Origin of the sequence: Vibrio sp. VPAP30 (genome assembly GCF_001188205.1) — a bacterium.
GTDB classification, from domain to species: domain Bacteria; phylum Pseudomonadota; class Gammaproteobacteria; order Enterobacterales; family Vibrionaceae; genus Vibrio; species Vibrio bivalvicida.
Window position 1 is genome coordinate 136072 of record NZ_LBLS01000019.1, and the last position, 16869, is coordinate 152940.

A 16869-nucleotide genomic window follows, 5' to 3' on the forward strand; every position below is an offset into this window, starting at 1 on the left:
ACTTTAGACGGTAAAATGAAAAAACCGCCACGTAATGTGACGGTTTGAAGTTTTAAACATCGGCTATGAAAATTACGCTAGCTCGGCTTTTTCAGCAATCAGTTTGTCAACCACACTTGGATCGGCAAGGGTGGACGTGTCGCCTAAGTTGCCAGTATCACCCGTTGCAATCTTACGTAGAATCCGGCGCATAATCTTACCAGAGCGAGTCTTCGGCAGTGAATCTGTCCAATGTAGTACATCTGGGGTTGCGATAGGGCCAATTTCTTTACGAACCCAGTCCTTCACTTCTTTATGCAATTCAGCACTTGGGAACTCGCCATCATTGAGGGTTATGTAGGCGTAGATCGCTTGACCTTTAATATCGTGTGGGATACCGACAATGGCCGCTTCTGCAATTTTATCGTGAGCTACTAGTGCTGATTCAATTTCTGCAGTCCCCATACGGTGACCTGATACGTTAAGTACGTCATCAACACGGCCTGTTATCCAGTAGTAACCATCTTCATCACGACGCGCGCCATCACTGGTGAAGTACATGCCTTTAAAGGTCGAGAAGTATGTTTGTTCGAAGCGTTCATGATCGCCATATACTGTACGCATCTGGCCAGGCCAAGAATCTAGAATCACTAGGTTACCATCGGTCGCACCTTCAATAATGTTACCCATATTATCAACCAGAGCAGGCTGAACACCGAAGAATGGACGAGTTGCTGAACCTGGCTTGAGGTCTGTTGCTCCAGGTAGTGGCGCAATCAAAATACCGCCAGTTTCAGTTTGCCACCAAGTATCCACAATAGGTGAATCTTCATTACCGATGGTTTTGTAGTACCACTCCCACGCTTCAGGGTTAATAGGTTCACCTACCGAACCCATAATACGTAGGCTGCTACGAGAGGTACCTTCAACCGCTTCATTACCTTTTGCCATTAGTGCACGAATAGCGGTTGGAGCCGTGTAAAGGATATTCACTTGGTGCTTATCAACCACTTGGCTCATGCGATTGGTGCTTGGGTAGTTAGGCACACCTTCAAATAGAATAGTCTTAGCGCCATTAGCCAATGGACCGTAAACAAGGTAAGTGTGGCCTGTAATCCAACCTACGTCAGCTGTACACCAGAACGTTTCCCCCGGCTGATAGTCAAATACATACTTAAATGTCATGGCCGCGTAGACAAGGTAACCACCTGTGGTGTGAAGAACACCTTTGGGCTTACCTGTTGAGCCTGAAGTGTAGAGGATGAAGAGTGGATCTTCTGCTTTCATCTCTTCTGGCGGGCAGTCAGAAGAAACGTTTGCTGTTGCTTCGTGCCACCACACATCACGGTGTTCATGCCAGTCAATATTGCCGCCTGTGCGCTTCATAACTATGACTTTGTCGATGGTTTTCACTTCTGGGTTGGTCAGTGCTTCATCAACATTCTTTTTCAGCGGAACGGCACGACCACCACGCACACCTTCGTCAGCTGTAATGACGACTTTCGCGTCTGAGTCTATAATACGGCCAGAAAGCGCTTCAGGAGAGAAGCCACCGAATACCACCGTATGTACCGCACCAATACGGGTACAAGCTAGCATGGCAACCGCCGCTTCTGTCACCATTGGCATATAAAGACAAACTACATCGCCTTTGCGAACGCCTTGTTCTTTCAGGGCGTTAGAAAACTCACACACTTCTTTGTGTAGTTGGTTGAAGGTGAGAGTTTTATCATCATTCGGATCGTCGCCTTCCCAGATAATCGCTACATCATCGCCGCGCTCGGCTAGGTGGCGGTCAATACAGTTCGCAGAAACATTCAGCGTACCGTCTTCAAACCAACGGATATCAACGTGGCCGGTATCAAATGAGGTATTTTTTACTTGCGTGAAAGGTTTTATCCAATCGACGATTTTGCCGTGCTCACTCCAGAAGCCAACTGGATCTGTTACTGATTGTTGGTACATAGCTTGGTAGGTGTCGTTATCCGCGTGGGTATTTTTTTTGATGTTCTCTTTTACCGGATAAATATGGGCTTCACTCATTGCTTATCTCCTTGTGCCTAATTCGTTGTGAATTGAGCAAGTGTCCGTTTAAAACGATCAGGTCACCTGACCCTGACGTCGTACAATCCTTTTACCCATAACTTTCAATCACAGGCGACAATTCGACAATTAGACTTTAGGATGAGAAAGGTAGATCTGCTTTGAAATGAAGGAATTAAAACGCAAATTGAGAACTTGGTCGTAAGTTAGGTTAACGGGTATAGGGCAGATTTAAGCTAGGTAGATCACCTTTTGTTAGCCGAACGAATACTAAGGCGGCAGAAATGGCATCTTGCAGCGCGTCGTGTTTATCTTGCATAGGCAAATCGAGGTGCTTACAAATCGCATCCAAACTAAGATCAAAGTAGGCATTCGGTAGATGCTTTTCCAGTTTATCGTGATAGATCTGACTCACCTCAATGAGCGGATTTGGTAGCGGAAAACCAAGTTGCTTGCGACAGGCGAGATCGAGAATTTTTTTGTCGTAACGAATGTGATAGCCGACTAATGGGCGATTGCCTATAAAGGCGAGTAGCTGAATCAAGGCTTGTTTCTCGTCAATGCCATCAATTAGATCCTGATGGCGCATTCGGTGGATTTTGACAGAGCCAGAATCAAGGGATTGCGGGGCTCTGAGCCTCACTTCGAACGGCTTGCTGGTAATAATGCGATTGTCGATGATTTTAGTGGCAGCAATCGTCACCAACTCGGCTCGGTTAGGGTCTAAGCTGGTGGTTTCACAATCGAGCGACACATACTCCTCTTTGTTAACCGAGCCAAACAGAGGCTGGTAAGAAGAGCCTTTTAGCTTGTGAAACCAATAACGTCGTTGCAACCAGTTCATAACGCCGCCTCTAATCCCTTATCTGATAATGATAGCCCAAGAACTGCTTAAACTTTTTCACTACGTGTAAACTATGGCGCAGCAAGTCTCGTTCGGTGCGATCTATCTGTTTAAGGTCTATCCGATTGTGGCTGTGTTGGTTGCTCAGTTGCTGACTAAGGCGCAGCTTGAACAACAGCTTAAGTGCTTCAGTGAGATTATCGGCTGTATCGGGTTCGAGTATTCGTTTCACCCGTAATGCCTCTATGCGCTCGAAAGTATTTTTTTCTTCAATACCATATTCAAGTGCTAGGGTCCGAATACCGTGAACAATAGGGAAAATACCACCGCTTTTGACATCGACACCTTGCTTATCCTTCTTTACATTGCCAAGCAGAGTCAGCGGTAGAGAAAACTGTAGTGCTGGGCGAGAGAAATCTTGTAGCGCCAACATGTTATTGAACATGGTTTGCTTAAGATGTTGCGTGATGGGTTCGAGTAATGTTTTGTTGCCTGCGACTGCATGAGCATCGGTGAAAATCGCTAGGTCCATGACGTTTTCTGCACTGGTAGGCTTAGACCATTGGCTGATAGTGCTTTTCCATTCTGACTGGGTCTTAACCCATTTCGGGTTATTGACCATGACATTGCCAGGGCAAAGTGGATAGCCAAGTTGTTGTAGTGTGTGGGTTAGTTGGCCCATCACGGTTTCACATTGGTGCCAATGAAGACCATCTTTGATGATCAATGCGTTGTCTTGGTCAGTTTTCAGTATTTGTTCCCCACGCCCTTCTGAGCCTAGAACGACCAAACAACAATGATCGTGAAGGGCTGGAGGAACAATCAGTTCAAAGGCTTTCTCTATGATCTGCTCGTTGACCGCTGAGATAAGCTCCATAATAAATCGTGTTCGAATGCCGTTATTAAGCAGACTTTCGACTAAGTTTCGTTGCCTGTTTGAGGCGAGAGCCAGCTCTTCAATGCTGGTCGAGCGGGCTATACTCAACGTCAATACGTGCGAGTGGGTAGAGAAAGCACTGAGGATCTGGGTCATATCGAGCATACCGACCGCTTGTTTACCATCGGCGACCATGACTCGTTTCATTCGGTGGCGCGTCATTTTTATCATCGCATTAAAAAGAAACTCACCGTCCTCAACATGCACCACTGGGAAAGTGGCAATTTTGCCTACTGGAGTGTCGAGTGGATGACCTTCAAGCATAACGGCATGCAGCATATTGGTGCGAGTGATAATGCCGTAGGGCATAGAGTGAGTATCATCAACAAGGCGGACATCGGAATCATTTAAACGTACCAACGCAGAGTCAATGCCATTTTGCTTGAGCGTTTGTGTGACTTCGTTAAGTGGTTGTTCAGGGGATAACACCATCGGCGGGTGATAAATATCTTTGTCTACTTTAGTGAGGATAAATTCGGCTAGATTCTGTTGCTGCTGGGCTGCTTCGATCAGCTCTTGGCGCTTGGCAAGGTTGTTGTCGAAATAGGCGGCAAACTGACCATTTTCGTTATACAGCTCAATGAAAACGGACTTGGGCAATAGATAGCAAAGGGTATCTTCCAATGCGATGTAGCGATGCTTTACCGTCTCTTCAAATAGAGCACGCACATCAAACAAATCATCATTGGCGTAGTGAGCAAAGATTTCTTTATCGTCTTCCGAGCGTTCTTCTACCGCACCTTTGATCACAATGTGTAAATGCTGGCTTGCTGTTCCTGCTTCTAGCAAGGTCTCTTTCGCTCGAAAATAAGCCACGTCGAGGGAGCTACGTAGCTTACTTTGCTGTTGGCTATTCAGGCGGTCAAATGGTGGGGAGTGCATGTTAAATTTATCTGGCATTGCGAACCCTACTCCATGGCAACTCTATATGCTAAGTGTGAAGGATTAACATAATTGTTCCAGACGACTTTGGTCGAATCTATAAATGAAACTCTTGAACTTAATCTTTCACTAATGATGAAAATAGTGAGAATAGGGAAACGCAGTTGTGACGATTATTCCCTTTTTATTTTCAGCAAGGCAAACGATAATACGGCAGGCCTGTTCCAACCCACTATGTATTCAGAGGTAATGATGCTCACCCCATCTCCATTCGGCTGGATTTCCCAGTATTTTGTTGGTTTCTTTTTCGCTTATGGTGTCTATTTGCCATTTTGGGCGCTGTGGTTTGAAGAGCAGGGAGTATCAGCTACCGACATCGGATTGCTAGTCGGCATTGGTTTTGCGACGCGGTGTGTTGCGAACATGGTGCTCACGCCGCGTATTCACAAAGTGGAACAGCTAATACCTGCACTGCGCTGGCTCAGTTTTGCCGCCATCTTATTTGTTGGTTTCCACTTTTTTACTGGTGGTAGTTTCTGGTTAATGGCATTGGCGACTGTGTTGTTCAATCTGTGCTGTGGCCCTATTGTTCCCTTGTCTGATGCTATGGCGAACTACTATTCACGTTTGCAAATGCTGGATTATGGTCGTACTCGCCTGTGGGGCTCTATCGCCTTTATCGCGGGCTCTACGGTGGTTGGCTTTTTAGTCGCCCAATACGGCACTGACATGATTCTTTACACTGCGCTGGCAGGTACCGTGGCGGCATTAGTGTTTTCTATGCGTAATATCAGCCCAATGCCAGTGACGACTGCGGCAGAAAATGCCGAGCGTCCTAAGCTGACAGAGCTGCTACGCGAGCTACCAGTGGTTAAGTTCCTTATTTTAGTGTCGCTGATTCAAGGTAGCCATGCGGCGTATTACAGTTTCAGTTCTATTTACTGGAAAGAGGCGGGTTACTCTGAAGATATTATTGGTTATCTATGGAGTCTAGGTGTCATAGCTGAAGTGGCCATTTTCGCTCTAAGTAAGCGTCTATTCTCTGGGTGGACACTAAGAGCCTTATTTACCGTAGCGGCGATTGGTGTGGTGGTACGTTGGGGTTTGACCGCTTCGACAACAGCGTTAGTGGCTCTGGTTCTGATTCAACTTCTTCATGGTGTGACGTTTGCTATGGCGCATATTGCTGCGATTCAATACATCCAACACTCTGAGCAGAGAAAAATGGTTGCGCTGCAAGCTCTGTACAATGCGATTCCTTTGGGAGCATTCATTGCTTTAATGACAACACTGAGTGGTTGGGGTTACGAAAACTGGGGTGCGAATGTGTTCTGGGCGATGGCCGTAATGGGTGTTTTGGCGCTGTTTATCAACGTTGAACCTCAGAAACATCAAGTGGCTGATGTATCGAAAGCGGAGCCCAATGCACAGAATTAAGCTTCGCAGATTGAGTTGAAATCCTATCCCTAGTTAAATGAAACCTCTCCAATATGGAGAGGTTTTTTTGTTTAGCGCACGATAAGGATATCTGATGCAGGGTTGGCTAGTGATCACCGTATCACTGATGTATCTCGGACTACTGTTCCTCATTGCCTGGTATGGGGATAAAAGGCATAGCTGGTTGGCGAAATGGCGACCTTGGATTTACAGCCTATCTATTGCGGTATACTGCACCTCTTGGACTTTCTATGGCACTGTGGGACAGGCGAGTAATAATCCTTGGGCCTTCTTGCCAATCTACATCGCCCCTATTCTCGTTTTTACCCTTGGTTGGCGCGTTCTCGCCCGTTTAATCATCACTGCCAAACGTGAGCACATTACTTCCATTGCCGACTTTATTGCGGCGCGTTATGGTAAATCACAAGGCTTAGCTGTGGTGGTTACACTGATAGCTGTGGCGGGTATTCTCCCTTACATTGCGCTCCAACTGCGCGGTATTACCATGGGGTTAGAGATAATTTCGCCACAACTACCGCGAAGTTTTGCAGGTTCAAGTATTGATGTCTCTTGGTTCGTGGTCGGGGCACTGGCTATTTTCACCATGCTGTTTGGCACCCGCCATATTGATAATACCGAGCACCACCGTGGCATGATGATGGCGATTGCGTTTGAATCTATTATCAAGCTGGTGGCATTCCTTGCCGTTGGTATTTTTATCCTGTTTCTGGCTCTAAATCGTACTGATGTTGAACTTGCGCAGATCGCACGTCAAACCTACCAATCGCCTAATTTACCTACTTTGGTCATCCATACCATACTTACCATGCTGGCGATCGTCTGTTTACCACGCCAGTTTCATACCATGGTAGTAGAAAACGAACGTGCCCAAGATCTGCATACAGCGCGTTGGTTGTTCCCACTCTATCTGATTTTGATGGGTATCTTTGTTTTGCCGATAGCTTGGGTAGGGCAATCATTGCTCACGGATGCCAGCCCAGACACTTACGTTATCAGCCTGCCGATGGCTGTTGGGGCTGAGGATATTGCGTTGCTGGCTTTCCTTGGCGGGACGTCAGCAGCTAGTGGGATGGTGATTGTTTCAACCATTGCTCTAGCGATCATGGTCTCCAATGATTTAGTCATGCCACTGCTGTTACGCCGGATGCGCCTGTCGCAGCGCAACCATCGTCATTTCTCTGGGCTACTATTAATAATCCGCCGTGGACTTATCTTGCTACTACTGCTCGGTGCATGGGGCTTTTATCAAGCGCTGGGTAATATTCATTCCCTTTCTGCGATTGGCTTCCTCTCTTTTGCCGCCATTACCCAGTTTGCACCGGCTCTGATTGGTGGTATGTATTGGCGTCAGGGTAACCGAAAAGGTGTTTATGTCGGCTTGGCAGTAGGTTTCACCATGTGGTTGATTACCTTAATGAGCCAAACCGATATGCTGGCGGGAAGCGCGCAAGATAACTTCTTATTGTGGATGATCACTCCACCTGAATGGCTGCATAATCTGCAAGTAAAAACCTCTGACTGGGGCATTGTACTGAGTGTGGCACTGAACACCCTTTGCTATGTGGTGGTATCGCTGTTGACACGAGCCAGCCTAAGTGAGCGCTTACAGTCTGCTTCTTTCGTCGGGACACCGCTACCCGAAAGTGAAAATATCAGCTTGTATCAAAGCCGTGTCACTGTGGGTGAGCTAGAGATGCTGGCTTCTCGATTTGTCGGCAGACAACGGGTACGAAGCGCATTCAAACAGTACTGGCAACAGCAGAGAGAAACCTTACTGCCTAACCAGCAAGCACCTTCGACTTTGATTCGTCATACCGAGAGGGTACTGGCCGGTGTTTTTGGTGCATCATCTGCTAAGTTAGTCCTTACTTCTGCGCTGCAAGGCCGAAACATGCAACTTGAAGAGGTGGCAACCATTGTGGATGAAGCCTCTGAGTTGTATGACTTTAGCCGCGGATTACTGCAAGGGGCGATTGAGCATATCGGCCAAGGTATTGCTGTGGTGGATAAGCAGCTGCGTTTGGTCGCCTGGAATCAACGCTATTTGGAACTGTTTACCTTCCCGGTCGGTTTGATTCAGGTTGGCAGGCCGATCGCTGATGTTATTCGTCATAACGCCGAGCAGGGTCTATGTGGTCCCGGTGAGCCTGAAGAACATGTACGTCGTCGTGTTTACCACTTAGAGCAAGGGACGCGTCATACTTCTTCACGAGTTAGGCCTGATGGACGAGTGATAGAAGTACAGGGCAACCCAATGCCGGGTGGAGGGTTTGTTATGAGCTTTACCGATATCACCGTGTTCCGTGATGCTGAACAAGCATTAAAAGACGCCAATGAAACACTTGAAGAACGTGTGCAAGAGCGTACTCAAGAGTTGGAACAATTGAATAAAATGCTCGTTTCTGCGACTCAGAAGTCAGAGCATGAGTCCCAATCTAAATCGCGTTTTTTAGCCGCAGTAAGCCATGACTTAATGCAGCCACTCAACGCTGCACGCTTGTTTGCCTCCTCTTTGTCTGAAGTGGCTAACGAGCCAGAAACTAAGCAGCTTTCACAGTATATCGAGAGCGCTTTAGGAGCCGCCGAAGACCTGATTGGTGACTTACTTGATATTTCTCGCCTAGAATCTGGCAAGCTCGACATCAACGTCCATGGCTTTGCCATCAATGACGTTTTATCTAACCTTAACGCCGAATTTAGCGCGCTTGCCAAGCAGCAAGGTATTGAGTTCAGTATGATACCTAGCCAGTTGCTGGTTCAGTCGGATCCAAAACTCTTACGTCGTGTAGTGCAGAACTTTTTAACCAATGCTTTCCGCTATAGCCCAAAAGGCAAAGTGGTTCTGGGTGTAAGGCGAGTGGCAGGCAAGGCGCGTATCGATGTGTGGGACAACGGTATGGGCATTGACGAAGATAAGCAGCAAGAGATATTCGAAGAGTTTAATCGTGGAACTCAAGTACGTTCTGATCAAGGCTTAGGACTAGGTCTGGCAATATCGAAAGGGATTGCATATGTGCTTGGCCACCAAATCACAATGCGCTCATGGCCAGGGAAAGGTAGTGTGTTCTCGATTACCCTCGCGCGCAGCGAAAAAGCCCTTGCTCCTGTCAAAGCGGCACCTGCAAGCTTGGTATCAGACTTAAGTCATTTGAAAGTTCTCTGTGTTGATAATGAAAGCGATATCTTAGTCGGAATGGAAACACTGCTTGGGCGTTGGGGATGCGATGTACGCACCGCCGTAGATTTGGTTAATAGTTTACATGCTATTGAAGATACTTGGGTGCCGGATGTGATTTTGTCTGACTATCGACTCGACAATGGACGCACCGGATTAGAAGTGCTTCAGCAGTGTCGCCTGCGTTTAGGTGATAGCTTTATCGGCGTCATTATTAGCGCCGATCGTACTGACGATATGCTCGATGGTATTAAATCGAATGGATTTAGCTTTATTCCTAAGCCAGTCAAACCGTTAAAACTAAGGGCGGTATTGAATAGGGTGTAGAGGGAGCAGAATCGGGAACGGGCTGCGCCTTATGGAACGCTACGCTAGAGAACGGACTTCGTCCTTCGAGAGGGAAAGTTGTTGGTGGATTGGTAACTTTTGACAGTGCCTGCTTATGTGAGCTTAGAATGAGCCGTATCCCGCATCCAACGAAAAAGGGTTGACACTTAGTGCCAACCCTCCAAAAATTTTCTCGCTTCTCGCTTCTCGCTTCTCGCTTCTCGCTTCTCGCTTCTCGCTTCTCGCTTCTCGCTTCTCGCTTCTCGCTTCTCGCTTCTCGCTTCTCGCTTCTCGCTATTCCGTAAACAATGTCTCGTATTTGACAAAGGCAGTTTGGGTTTCACCGTAGTACAGCGTGCCTTCAGATTGAATCGCCACTCGTAGCCAGCTTTCTGCCGATGCTGGTTTAGCCAAAGAAATTGCCCAGTGCTGACCGCTACTGTCGATTGGTTGCATCGCTAAAGGTTGCGCGCTTTGCTCTTGGCTATCGACAATCGAGAGCTTTACACCCTCTAGAGGAAAAGCGGCTTTTAATGATAAGTCTAAGCCGTTCGCCGTTAGTTTTTCAGAACGGAACTGCACTTTAAAGTCACCATTGGTCATGTCACACAGCCCGCTGGTGTAACGACAGTTTGACTTAGCGGCTAGCTTGTATGTCTCGCCTTCCTTTGCGGCATGAGGTTTCTCACTTAGTGCCATATCTGTCCCGAAATAGGCAATCAGAGAAAGTATTGGGGCGATCAGTAATGCGATTAGAAAGTGCTTATTTTTGAACATAAAATACTAGTTCCATCAGTTACTTGTTCATTTTTCTGCGTAATCTCTGAACATCTAATCAATGGCATGATGTCTTTGCAAAAAAGCTCAGAGATCCTAATTATTAGAGTAAGTTAGGCTAATAAAAAAGCCCCAATCGGGGCTTTTGTGGTTTAGGTTTAATTTTAATGGTCTACTGCACCGCCAGCGCCTGCTGGTACACGTACGTGTTCAACCAAATCTTTGACTTCTTGTGGCGTTTCAGCTGTTACTTTCGATACTGCGAACGCTACGGCGAAGTTAAACAGCGCGCCAATTGCACCAAATGCATTTGGTTCTATGCCGAGGAACCAGTTGCTGCCCCAGCTCTCTAGGTATTTCCAGTCAGCAACAAATAGGATGCCTTTGTGCTGGAATACGTAGAATAGGGTGATACTGATACCTGCAATCATACCTGCGATTGCGCCTTCCTTGTTGATGCCTTTACTGAAGATACCCATCATCAATGCAGGGAAGATAGAGGAGGCGGCGAGACCAAAGGCCAGTGCTACCGTACCTGCCGCAAAACCTGGCGGGTTAAGGCCAAGGTAACCTGCCACCGCTATTGCTACCGCCATGGAAATCCGACTGGCGAGCAGCTCTTTCTTCTCGGAAATATTTGGATTTATTACGCCTTTGATTAAGTCATGGGATATTGCGGAGGATATCGCGAGCAATAGACCTGCTGCGGTTGATAGCGCCGCTGCCAGACCACCGGCTGCAACCAGTGCAATTACCCAGTTTGGTAGCTTAGCAATCTCAGGGTTAGCCAGTACCATGATGTCACGGTCAACTTTCAGTTCGTTAGTCGCTGGGTTTGACGTGTATTCAATCAAGCCATCGCCGTTCTTATCATCAAAGCCTAACAGGCCTGTTTTCTCCCAGTTTTTGAACCAGTCAGGACGCTCATCATATGCAAGGTGCTGACCTGGTGCTGGATTTACGGTATCCATTAGGTTTAGACGAGCCATCGCCGATACTGCTGGTGCAGTTGTGTATAGGATAGCGATGAAGACAAGTGCCCAACCTGCTGAAGTACGCGCATCACGCACTTTCGGTACAGTGAAGAAACGGATGATTACATGAGGTAGGCCCGCAGTACCGATCATCAGCGACATAGTGTAAACAAACATGTTGAGGGTATCGCCACGGACTTGGGTGGTGTATTCACTAAAGCCGAGTTCGGTGACCACCTGATCGAGCCTATCAAGCAGATAGACATCGGTGCCTTGGATAGTACTACCTAGACCAATCTGAGGAAGAGGGTGACCAGTCAGTTGCAGAGAGATAAAGATTGCAGGAATAGTGTAAGCTAAAATGAGTACGCAATATTGAGCAATCTGCGTATACGTGATCCCTTTCATGCCGCCCATTACTGCGTACATGAATACGATACACATACCGATCAGAAGACCAGTTGAGTAATCAACTTCGAGGAAACGACCGAACGCAACACCGACGCCTTTCATCTGACCGATTACATAAGTGACCGATGCGATGATAAGACAGACAACTGCTACGATACGCGCTGCGTTTGAGTAGAAACGCTCACCTACGAACTCTGGTACAGTAAACTTGCCGAACTTACGTAGGTAAGGTGCAAGTAATAGTGCGAGAAGTACATAACCGCCAGTCCAACCCATTAGGAATACGCTGCCGCCGTAACCCATAAAGGCAATCAGACCTGCCATAGAGATAAATGATGCGGCTGACATCCAGTCGGCTGCGGTTGCCATACCGTTGGCGATTGGGTTTACACCACCGCCTGCAACATAAAACTCTTTAGTTGACCCAGCACGTGCCCAAATCGCGATACCGATGTAAAGGATAAAGGTCGCACCAACAACGAGGTAAGTGATAGTTTTCAAATCCATCTGAGTTACTCCTTACTCATCTACGCCGAATTCACGGTCGATTTGGCGCATTTTCCACGCGTAGTAGAAAATAATACCCAGGAAGGCATAGATTGAGCCTTGTTGAGCAAACCAGAAACCAAGCTTGTACCCGCCTAGTTGAAATTGATTGAGTTCATCTACAAATAAAATGCCGCAGCCGAAAGAAACGACAAACCAAATAACCATAAGGCTAATCATCAGTTTTACGTTCTTATCCCAGTAGGCTTTGGCTTTATCCTGACTTTCAAATGCCATTGCCGTCTCCTTACGTGTTTGTTGTTAATAAAATGTTTCAATATCTACATTAGCAAGGGTGGGGCAAGAACTCTTTTCAACTTTAGTCGCGGTGGGGAAAACAAAAAGCGCCTATAAATAAGTCGCTTAAGGATAATCGATAGATTTTTGTGATGTTAATTCAGTGTTAAGTTAGCCTAAAGTCTAACGTTCTATTGTTAGTTTTATTGATTTTCGTTATCCGACGTAGAAATCTTTGATCCCCATCAGAAGGTTATTCACGGCTACGGCTGCAAGAATAAGCCCCATTACTCGGCTGATAATGGCTGCGCCGACATTACCTATCCATTTTTGAATATGTGTCGCACCTAGCAGCAACAATAGAGTGATGAGTAAAACCGTCACCATGACAGCAGCTGTAATCCCCTGATCGACAATCGCGTACCTGTGATTGTCCGTCAGCATTACAATCGCCATCATTGCACCCGGTGAAGCGATAGAAGGCATCGCAAGTGGGTAGACGGCCAAATCAGCCAGATCTGAGTGGTTAACCTCTTCAGAAAGCTTGGTTTCTTTTTCAGGTTTTGATTCACCAAAAATCATAGTTAGGGCGAACAGTAGTAGCACTAAGCCCCCAGCGGCCTGAAACGCTGGCAGAGGAATCTGCATTGCCTCTAGCAGTAACTGGCCTGCGACGAGGAAAAACAGTAGTACGCCCGTTGCAATAGCCACGGCCTTTAATGCGACTAAACGGCGTTGTTTAGCGGTGAGATGCTGAGTTTGAGATAGATAAACAGGCACCGAACCAATAGGGTCGATGACCGCCCAAAGGACGACGAATTGAGTGATTAAGATGCTGAGCAAGAGAAGTACTCCCAGAGTTTGTTGAACAGAGGGGTAAATCAGATTGTTGCCTGATGCCACGATTGTAGCAAACTTCTAGGAATATTTGTGTCAGAAACTGGTGAGTTAAGTTTCTGATTCTAGTTGTTGAAGTAAAATTACTGCTTGAGTGCGATTTTTTACGCCTAACTTGCGAAATATTGCCGTCATATGTGCCTTAATCGTTGCTTCTGAAACATTTAACTCATAAGCAATCTGCTTATTTAGCAAACCATCAGATAACATTCCTAAGACTTTATATTGTTGTGGAGTTAAAGTGGCAATTTTCTCAGCTAAATCATTACAAGCTGCATTGTTGGTAATCGAGCCCTCAGGAAAGAAAGGTTCACCGTTAAGCACCTGATTAAGCGCACTAACAAGCTCTCGCATATCGCTTGATTTAGGAATGAAACCAAATGCGCCATGGCTCTTAACTTGAGTGACCACACTCGGTTCTTCACTGGCTGAAACGACCACAATCGGTAGATCTGGGTATTCGGCACGCAGTTGAATTAAGCCCGACATGCCGTTTGCGCCAGGCATCTTTAAGTCGAGCAGAAGAAGGTCTGGTTCGTCTTCTTTGGCAAGTAGTGTAAGAAGGGCATCGAGTGAGTCGGCTTCGAGCAGGTTCGCGCCACTCACCGCCATGTGCACTGATTGGAACAGAGCATTGCGAAATAGCGGGTGATCATCCGCAATGATAATGGTGTAGGTCGAATCCATGACGTTAACTACTTATGACGGTTTGGTTAATAGAATTATTGTCATCTTTGCGATTGTGGACAATGTTTATCCGCTAAAAGTCTGAACTGTATCGGGTTTTATTAGAGATATTGCATATAGATACCAATCAAAGCAAACAAATGCCCACTTTGGCTGGTATTGGTGGTGCGCCTAAATTGACTTAATCGTTGGATACTAGAGCGCCAGTTAATCACTGGCGCTGTTTGAAAAGCTTATAGGTTATGGGTGTCCAAATGCTTTAAGAAGGTCTCTGCGTTCATAAAACCGGTAATACGTGCATTTGAAACAGGCTCTCCTTTTGCATCCCAAAACTCAATGGTTGGTAGCCCTAGTACGCTCATCTCTTTCAAGAGCGTGATATCTTGTGGCTGATTGCGCGTTACGTCTGCTTGCAGCAACACGAAGTTTTTCAGCCGAGATTCAACATCAGGCTGGTGGAAGGTGTACTTCTCGAACTCTTTACATGCTACACACCAGTCGGCATAGAAATCTAACATCACAGCTTTCCCCTCTGCCTTTGCATTGGCTAGCTGTGTATTGAGTTCATCGACGTTAGTGATACGAACAAACTCTATTTGACTCTGTTTCACTTCGCTGCTGCTGGTGTTTTTGCCAAAGTAGTAATTCAATGCTGGCTGAGCAGAGGCAAATAGACCAAGTACGGCAACGATGCCCACCACACTTTGCTTCCAACCACCGAAGGGCAATGAGTTTTTCACATGATACAGCCAACCAAATGCGACTAGCCCAAGTGCTGACCATAGCCCGGTCGCCCAGCTTGTCGGCAAAATGCGTTCAAGCAAGAAAATAGGAGCGGCAAGTAAAACAAATCCGAACAGAGTCTTGACGCGATCCATCCATCCCCCTGCTTTTGGCAGTAGCTTATTGCCAAACACTGCCACTAGCATTAGCGGAATTCCCATACCAAGTGCGAGTGCATAGAGAGCAATCCCCCCGGTGAGTAGATCGCCACTTTGCGCAACGTACAGAAGCGCACCAGAGAGTGGGGCGGTGGTGCAAGGGGAGCAAACCAATCCAGAGATCGCACCCATGGCAAATACGCCAAGTGAACTCCCGCCTTTTTGTTTATTACTTAAGTTGTTCAACCACGTCTGAATGCTACTAGGTAATTGCAGGCTGTAGAGGCCAAACATCGATAGAGCGAGTGCGACAAATAGTGCACTTAAGCCAATCAAGACATAAGGGTGCTGCATGGCCGCTTGGAATTGCATGCCCGCTGACGCAACAACCAGACCTAGCAAGGTATAAGTCAGAGCCATGCCTTGCACATAGATAAAGGCCAAACCAAGGGCTCGGCTGTGGCTCAGCTTGCCGCTACCTAGTACGATACTGGTTAAAATCGGGTACATTGGCAGCACACATGGTGTAAAGGCAAGACCAACCCCTAAGGCTAGAAATAGCAGTGGTGTCCACCAATTATCACTTAGTTTAGAGGCAAGATTAGATTCGCTTGAAACAGGTGTTGTGCTTGTCTTTACGCTCGAAGAGGTTGACGTTTGTTTCGCTGAAATAACCGTGTTGGAATCTTGGAAGTCGAAACTGGTGACGTCAATGACTCGCGTCTCTGGTGGGTAACAGAAACCCGCTTTGGCACAGCCTTGGTACTGAACAATCAAACGCGCACCATCTTGGTAGTTTGCGAGCGGAACTTCGACAAACAGCGGCGTGGTGTAGATATTGACCTCACCAAAGAATTCATCTTTATAAGGTTCGCCATCTTGCATTTTGATATCACCCAGTGTGACATTCTCACCGCTTACGGAAATGCGATGTTGATAAAGGTAGTAATCTTGTTTGACTTGCCAATCGAGGAAAAGACGATTTCCCTGTTGGAAGGAGTTGAATGGGAATGCTTGGTCGACAGGGACGAAAGTATTATTACCAGTGCCAAAACTTGGTGCAGAGTCTGACTTACCAAAAACCGCCAAAGCCGGTGCTGAAACGACAGATAAGCACAGTAGGATAAGAGAAAACGCGAAGCGCATACAAGAGTCACTTAAGTTAAATTTTGATCATTTTAACTCAATCAGACAGAGGAAAGGGGGAATAAGTTTCACCTTGCTTTAATTAATCTAAATTTTGCGCGATACCTCCTCCCAGAGATAGTGCCCTAAGAGGAGAACAGATCGAGTCAGGCAACCCCTAATCTTGCACGAACAACACGCTCACAAGCATCAATATTATCGGTGTCTTTCGGGATCACGAGTACGGTGTCATTGCCCCCCACGGTACCTAAAATTTCAGTGTGTGGGTCAATGTCCACCAGGCGAGCGACAAGTTGCGCGCTACCCGGATGCGTTTTGACCACCACCATTGCCTGATTGTGAGTAATGAACTCTATCTGCGAAGAGATAGAAGACTCAACTCGCACGGGCGCGGTTTCCACTGTGATGCAGTAAACCTTCTTGCCACACGCGTTCTGGACTTTCACAACACCTAATTGAGACAGCAATCTTGATACGGTAGATTGGCTGATACCTTCAAAGCCAATATCTACTAAGGCTTCACGGAGCTCATTTTGAGTGGTAAAACTTTGCTGCTGCAGCAGGCGTTTGCATGCTGCGGTTAGCGTTTTGTCTTCACTGTAGTCAATAGTGGTTGGGTTTAGAGTTTCACTCATGGGAACTCCTTAAAAAACATGACGTAGGGATGA

Annotated in this window: 12 protein-coding genes; 2 read left to right on the top strand and 10 right to left on the bottom strand. The window is 46.7% G+C overall.

What is annotated here, in order from left to right:
- Positions 1 to 72: 72 nt before the first annotated feature.
- The 3 genes from acs to ZX61_RS08440 form a co-directional block, all read right to left on the bottom strand.
- Positions 73 to 2022: an acetate--CoA ligase gene (acs, locus tag ZX61_RS08430; RefSeq protein ID WP_049844228.1), complete on the bottom strand. Its 1950-nt coding sequence runs from the start codon at positions 2020 to 2022 to the stop codon at positions 73 to 75.
- A 211-nt stretch (positions 2023 to 2233) separates the two neighbouring features.
- Positions 2234 to 2866 (bottom strand): 3'-5' exonuclease, encoded by a 633-nt coding sequence (locus ZX61_RS08435; protein ID WP_049844229.1) that lies wholly within the window; start codon positions 2864 to 2866, stop codon positions 2234 to 2236.
- A 10-nt stretch (positions 2867 to 2876) separates the two neighbouring features.
- Positions 2877 to 4703, bottom strand: coding sequence for a DUF294 nucleotidyltransferase-like domain-containing protein (locus ZX61_RS08440; protein WP_049844230.1), 1827 nt, complete (start codon positions 4701 to 4703; stop codon positions 2877 to 2879).
- 234 nt (positions 4704 to 4937) lie between these two features.
- Here ZX61_RS08440 and ZX61_RS08445 point away from each other — a divergent pair, with 234 nt between their 5' ends.
- Together ZX61_RS08445 and ZX61_RS08450 are read left to right on the top strand one after the other, a co-directional pair.
- On the top strand, positions 4938 to 6122 hold the full coding sequence (locus ZX61_RS08445) for a 3-phenylpropionate MFS transporter (RefSeq protein WP_049844308.1): 1185 nt from the start codon (positions 4938 to 4940) through the stop codon (positions 6120 to 6122).
- A 94-nt stretch (positions 6123 to 6216) separates the two neighbouring features.
- Positions 6217 to 9645, top strand: coding sequence for a hybrid sensor histidine kinase/response regulator (locus tag ZX61_RS08450; RefSeq protein ID WP_049844231.1), 3429 nt, complete (start codon positions 6217 to 6219; stop codon positions 9643 to 9645).
- Positions 9646 to 9939: 294 nt separating this feature from the next.
- On the opposite strand, the gene ZX61_RS08455 is transcribed toward ZX61_RS08450, so the two are convergent.
- From ZX61_RS08455 to ZX61_RS08485, 7 genes are all read right to left on the bottom strand, one after another.
- A complete protein-coding gene (locus ZX61_RS08455) occupies positions 9940 to 10422 on the bottom strand; it encodes a hypothetical protein (RefSeq protein WP_049844232.1) in 483 nt (160 codons plus the stop codon).
- A gap of 164 nt (positions 10423 to 10586) precedes the next feature.
- Positions 10587 to 12314 (bottom strand): sodium:solute symporter family protein, encoded by a 1728-nt coding sequence (locus ZX61_RS08460; RefSeq protein ID WP_049844233.1) that lies wholly within the window; start codon positions 12312 to 12314, stop codon positions 10587 to 10589.
- A 12-nt stretch (positions 12315 to 12326) separates the two neighbouring features.
- Positions 12327 to 12590: a DUF4212 domain-containing protein gene (locus ZX61_RS08465; protein WP_004742963.1), complete on the bottom strand. Its 264-nt coding sequence runs from the start codon at positions 12588 to 12590 to the stop codon at positions 12327 to 12329.
- Between the two features lie 216 nt (positions 12591 to 12806).
- On the bottom strand, positions 12807 to 13433 hold the full coding sequence (locus tag ZX61_RS08470) for a MarC family protein (protein ID WP_049844234.1): 627 nt from the start codon (positions 13431 to 13433) through the stop codon (positions 12807 to 12809).
- 105 nt (positions 13434 to 13538) lie between these two features.
- A complete protein-coding gene (locus ZX61_RS08475; RefSeq protein WP_004742965.1) occupies positions 13539 to 14174 on the bottom strand; it encodes a response regulator transcription factor in 636 nt (211 codons plus the stop codon).
- 233 nt (positions 14175 to 14407) lie between these two features.
- Positions 14408 to 16201 carry a protein-disulfide reductase DsbD gene (locus ZX61_RS08480; protein WP_049844235.1) on the bottom strand — a complete coding sequence of 598 codons (1794 nt, stop codon included), beginning with the start codon at positions 16199 to 16201 and terminating at the stop codon, positions 14408 to 14410.
- 146 nt (positions 16202 to 16347) lie between these two features.
- Complete coding sequence (locus tag ZX61_RS08485) at positions 16348 to 16836, bottom strand: arginine repressor (protein WP_049844236.1); 489 nt, start codon at positions 16834 to 16836, stop codon at positions 16348 to 16350.
- Positions 16837 to 16869 lie beyond the last annotated feature (33 nt).

Bases quoted from the DNA above. Each gene is read 5' to 3' on its own strand.
- ZX61_RS08475 (WP_004742965.1), bottom strand. From the start codon at position 14,174: ATGGATTCGACCTACACCATTATCATTGCGGATGATCACCCGCTATTT.
- acs (WP_049844228.1), bottom strand. From the start codon at position 2,022: ATGAGTGAAGCCCATATTTATCCGGTAAAAGAGAACATCAAAAAAAAT.
- ZX61_RS08465 (WP_004742963.1), bottom strand. From the start codon at position 12,590: ATGGCATTTGAAAGTCAGGATAAAGCCAAAGCCTACTGGGATAAGAAC.
- ZX61_RS08460 (WP_049844233.1), bottom strand. From the start codon at position 12,314: ATGGATTTGAAAACTATCACTTACCTCGTTGTTGGTGCGACCTTTATC.
- ZX61_RS08450 (WP_049844231.1), top strand. From the start codon at position 6,217: ATGCAGGGTTGGCTAGTGATCACCGTATCACTGATGTATCTCGGACTA.
- ZX61_RS08485 (WP_049844236.1), bottom strand. From the start codon at position 16,836: ATGAGTGAAACTCTAAACCCAACCACTATTGACTACAGTGAAGACAAA.
- ZX61_RS08480 (WP_049844235.1), bottom strand. From the start codon at position 16,201: ATGCGCTTCGCGTTTTCTCTTATCCTACTGTGCTTATCTGTCGTTTCA.
- ZX61_RS08435 (WP_049844229.1), bottom strand. From the start codon at position 2,866: ATGAACTGGTTGCAACGACGTTATTGGTTTCACAAGCTAAAAGGCTCT.
- ZX61_RS08440 (WP_049844230.1), bottom strand. From the start codon at position 4,703: ATGCCAGATAAATTTAACATGCACTCCCCACCATTTGACCGCCTGAAT.
- ZX61_RS08445 (WP_049844308.1), top strand. From the start codon at position 4,938: ATGCTCACCCCATCTCCATTCGGCTGGATTTCCCAGTATTTTGTTGGT.
- ZX61_RS08455 (WP_049844232.1), bottom strand. From the start codon at position 10,422: ATGTTCAAAAATAAGCACTTTCTAATCGCATTACTGATCGCCCCAATA.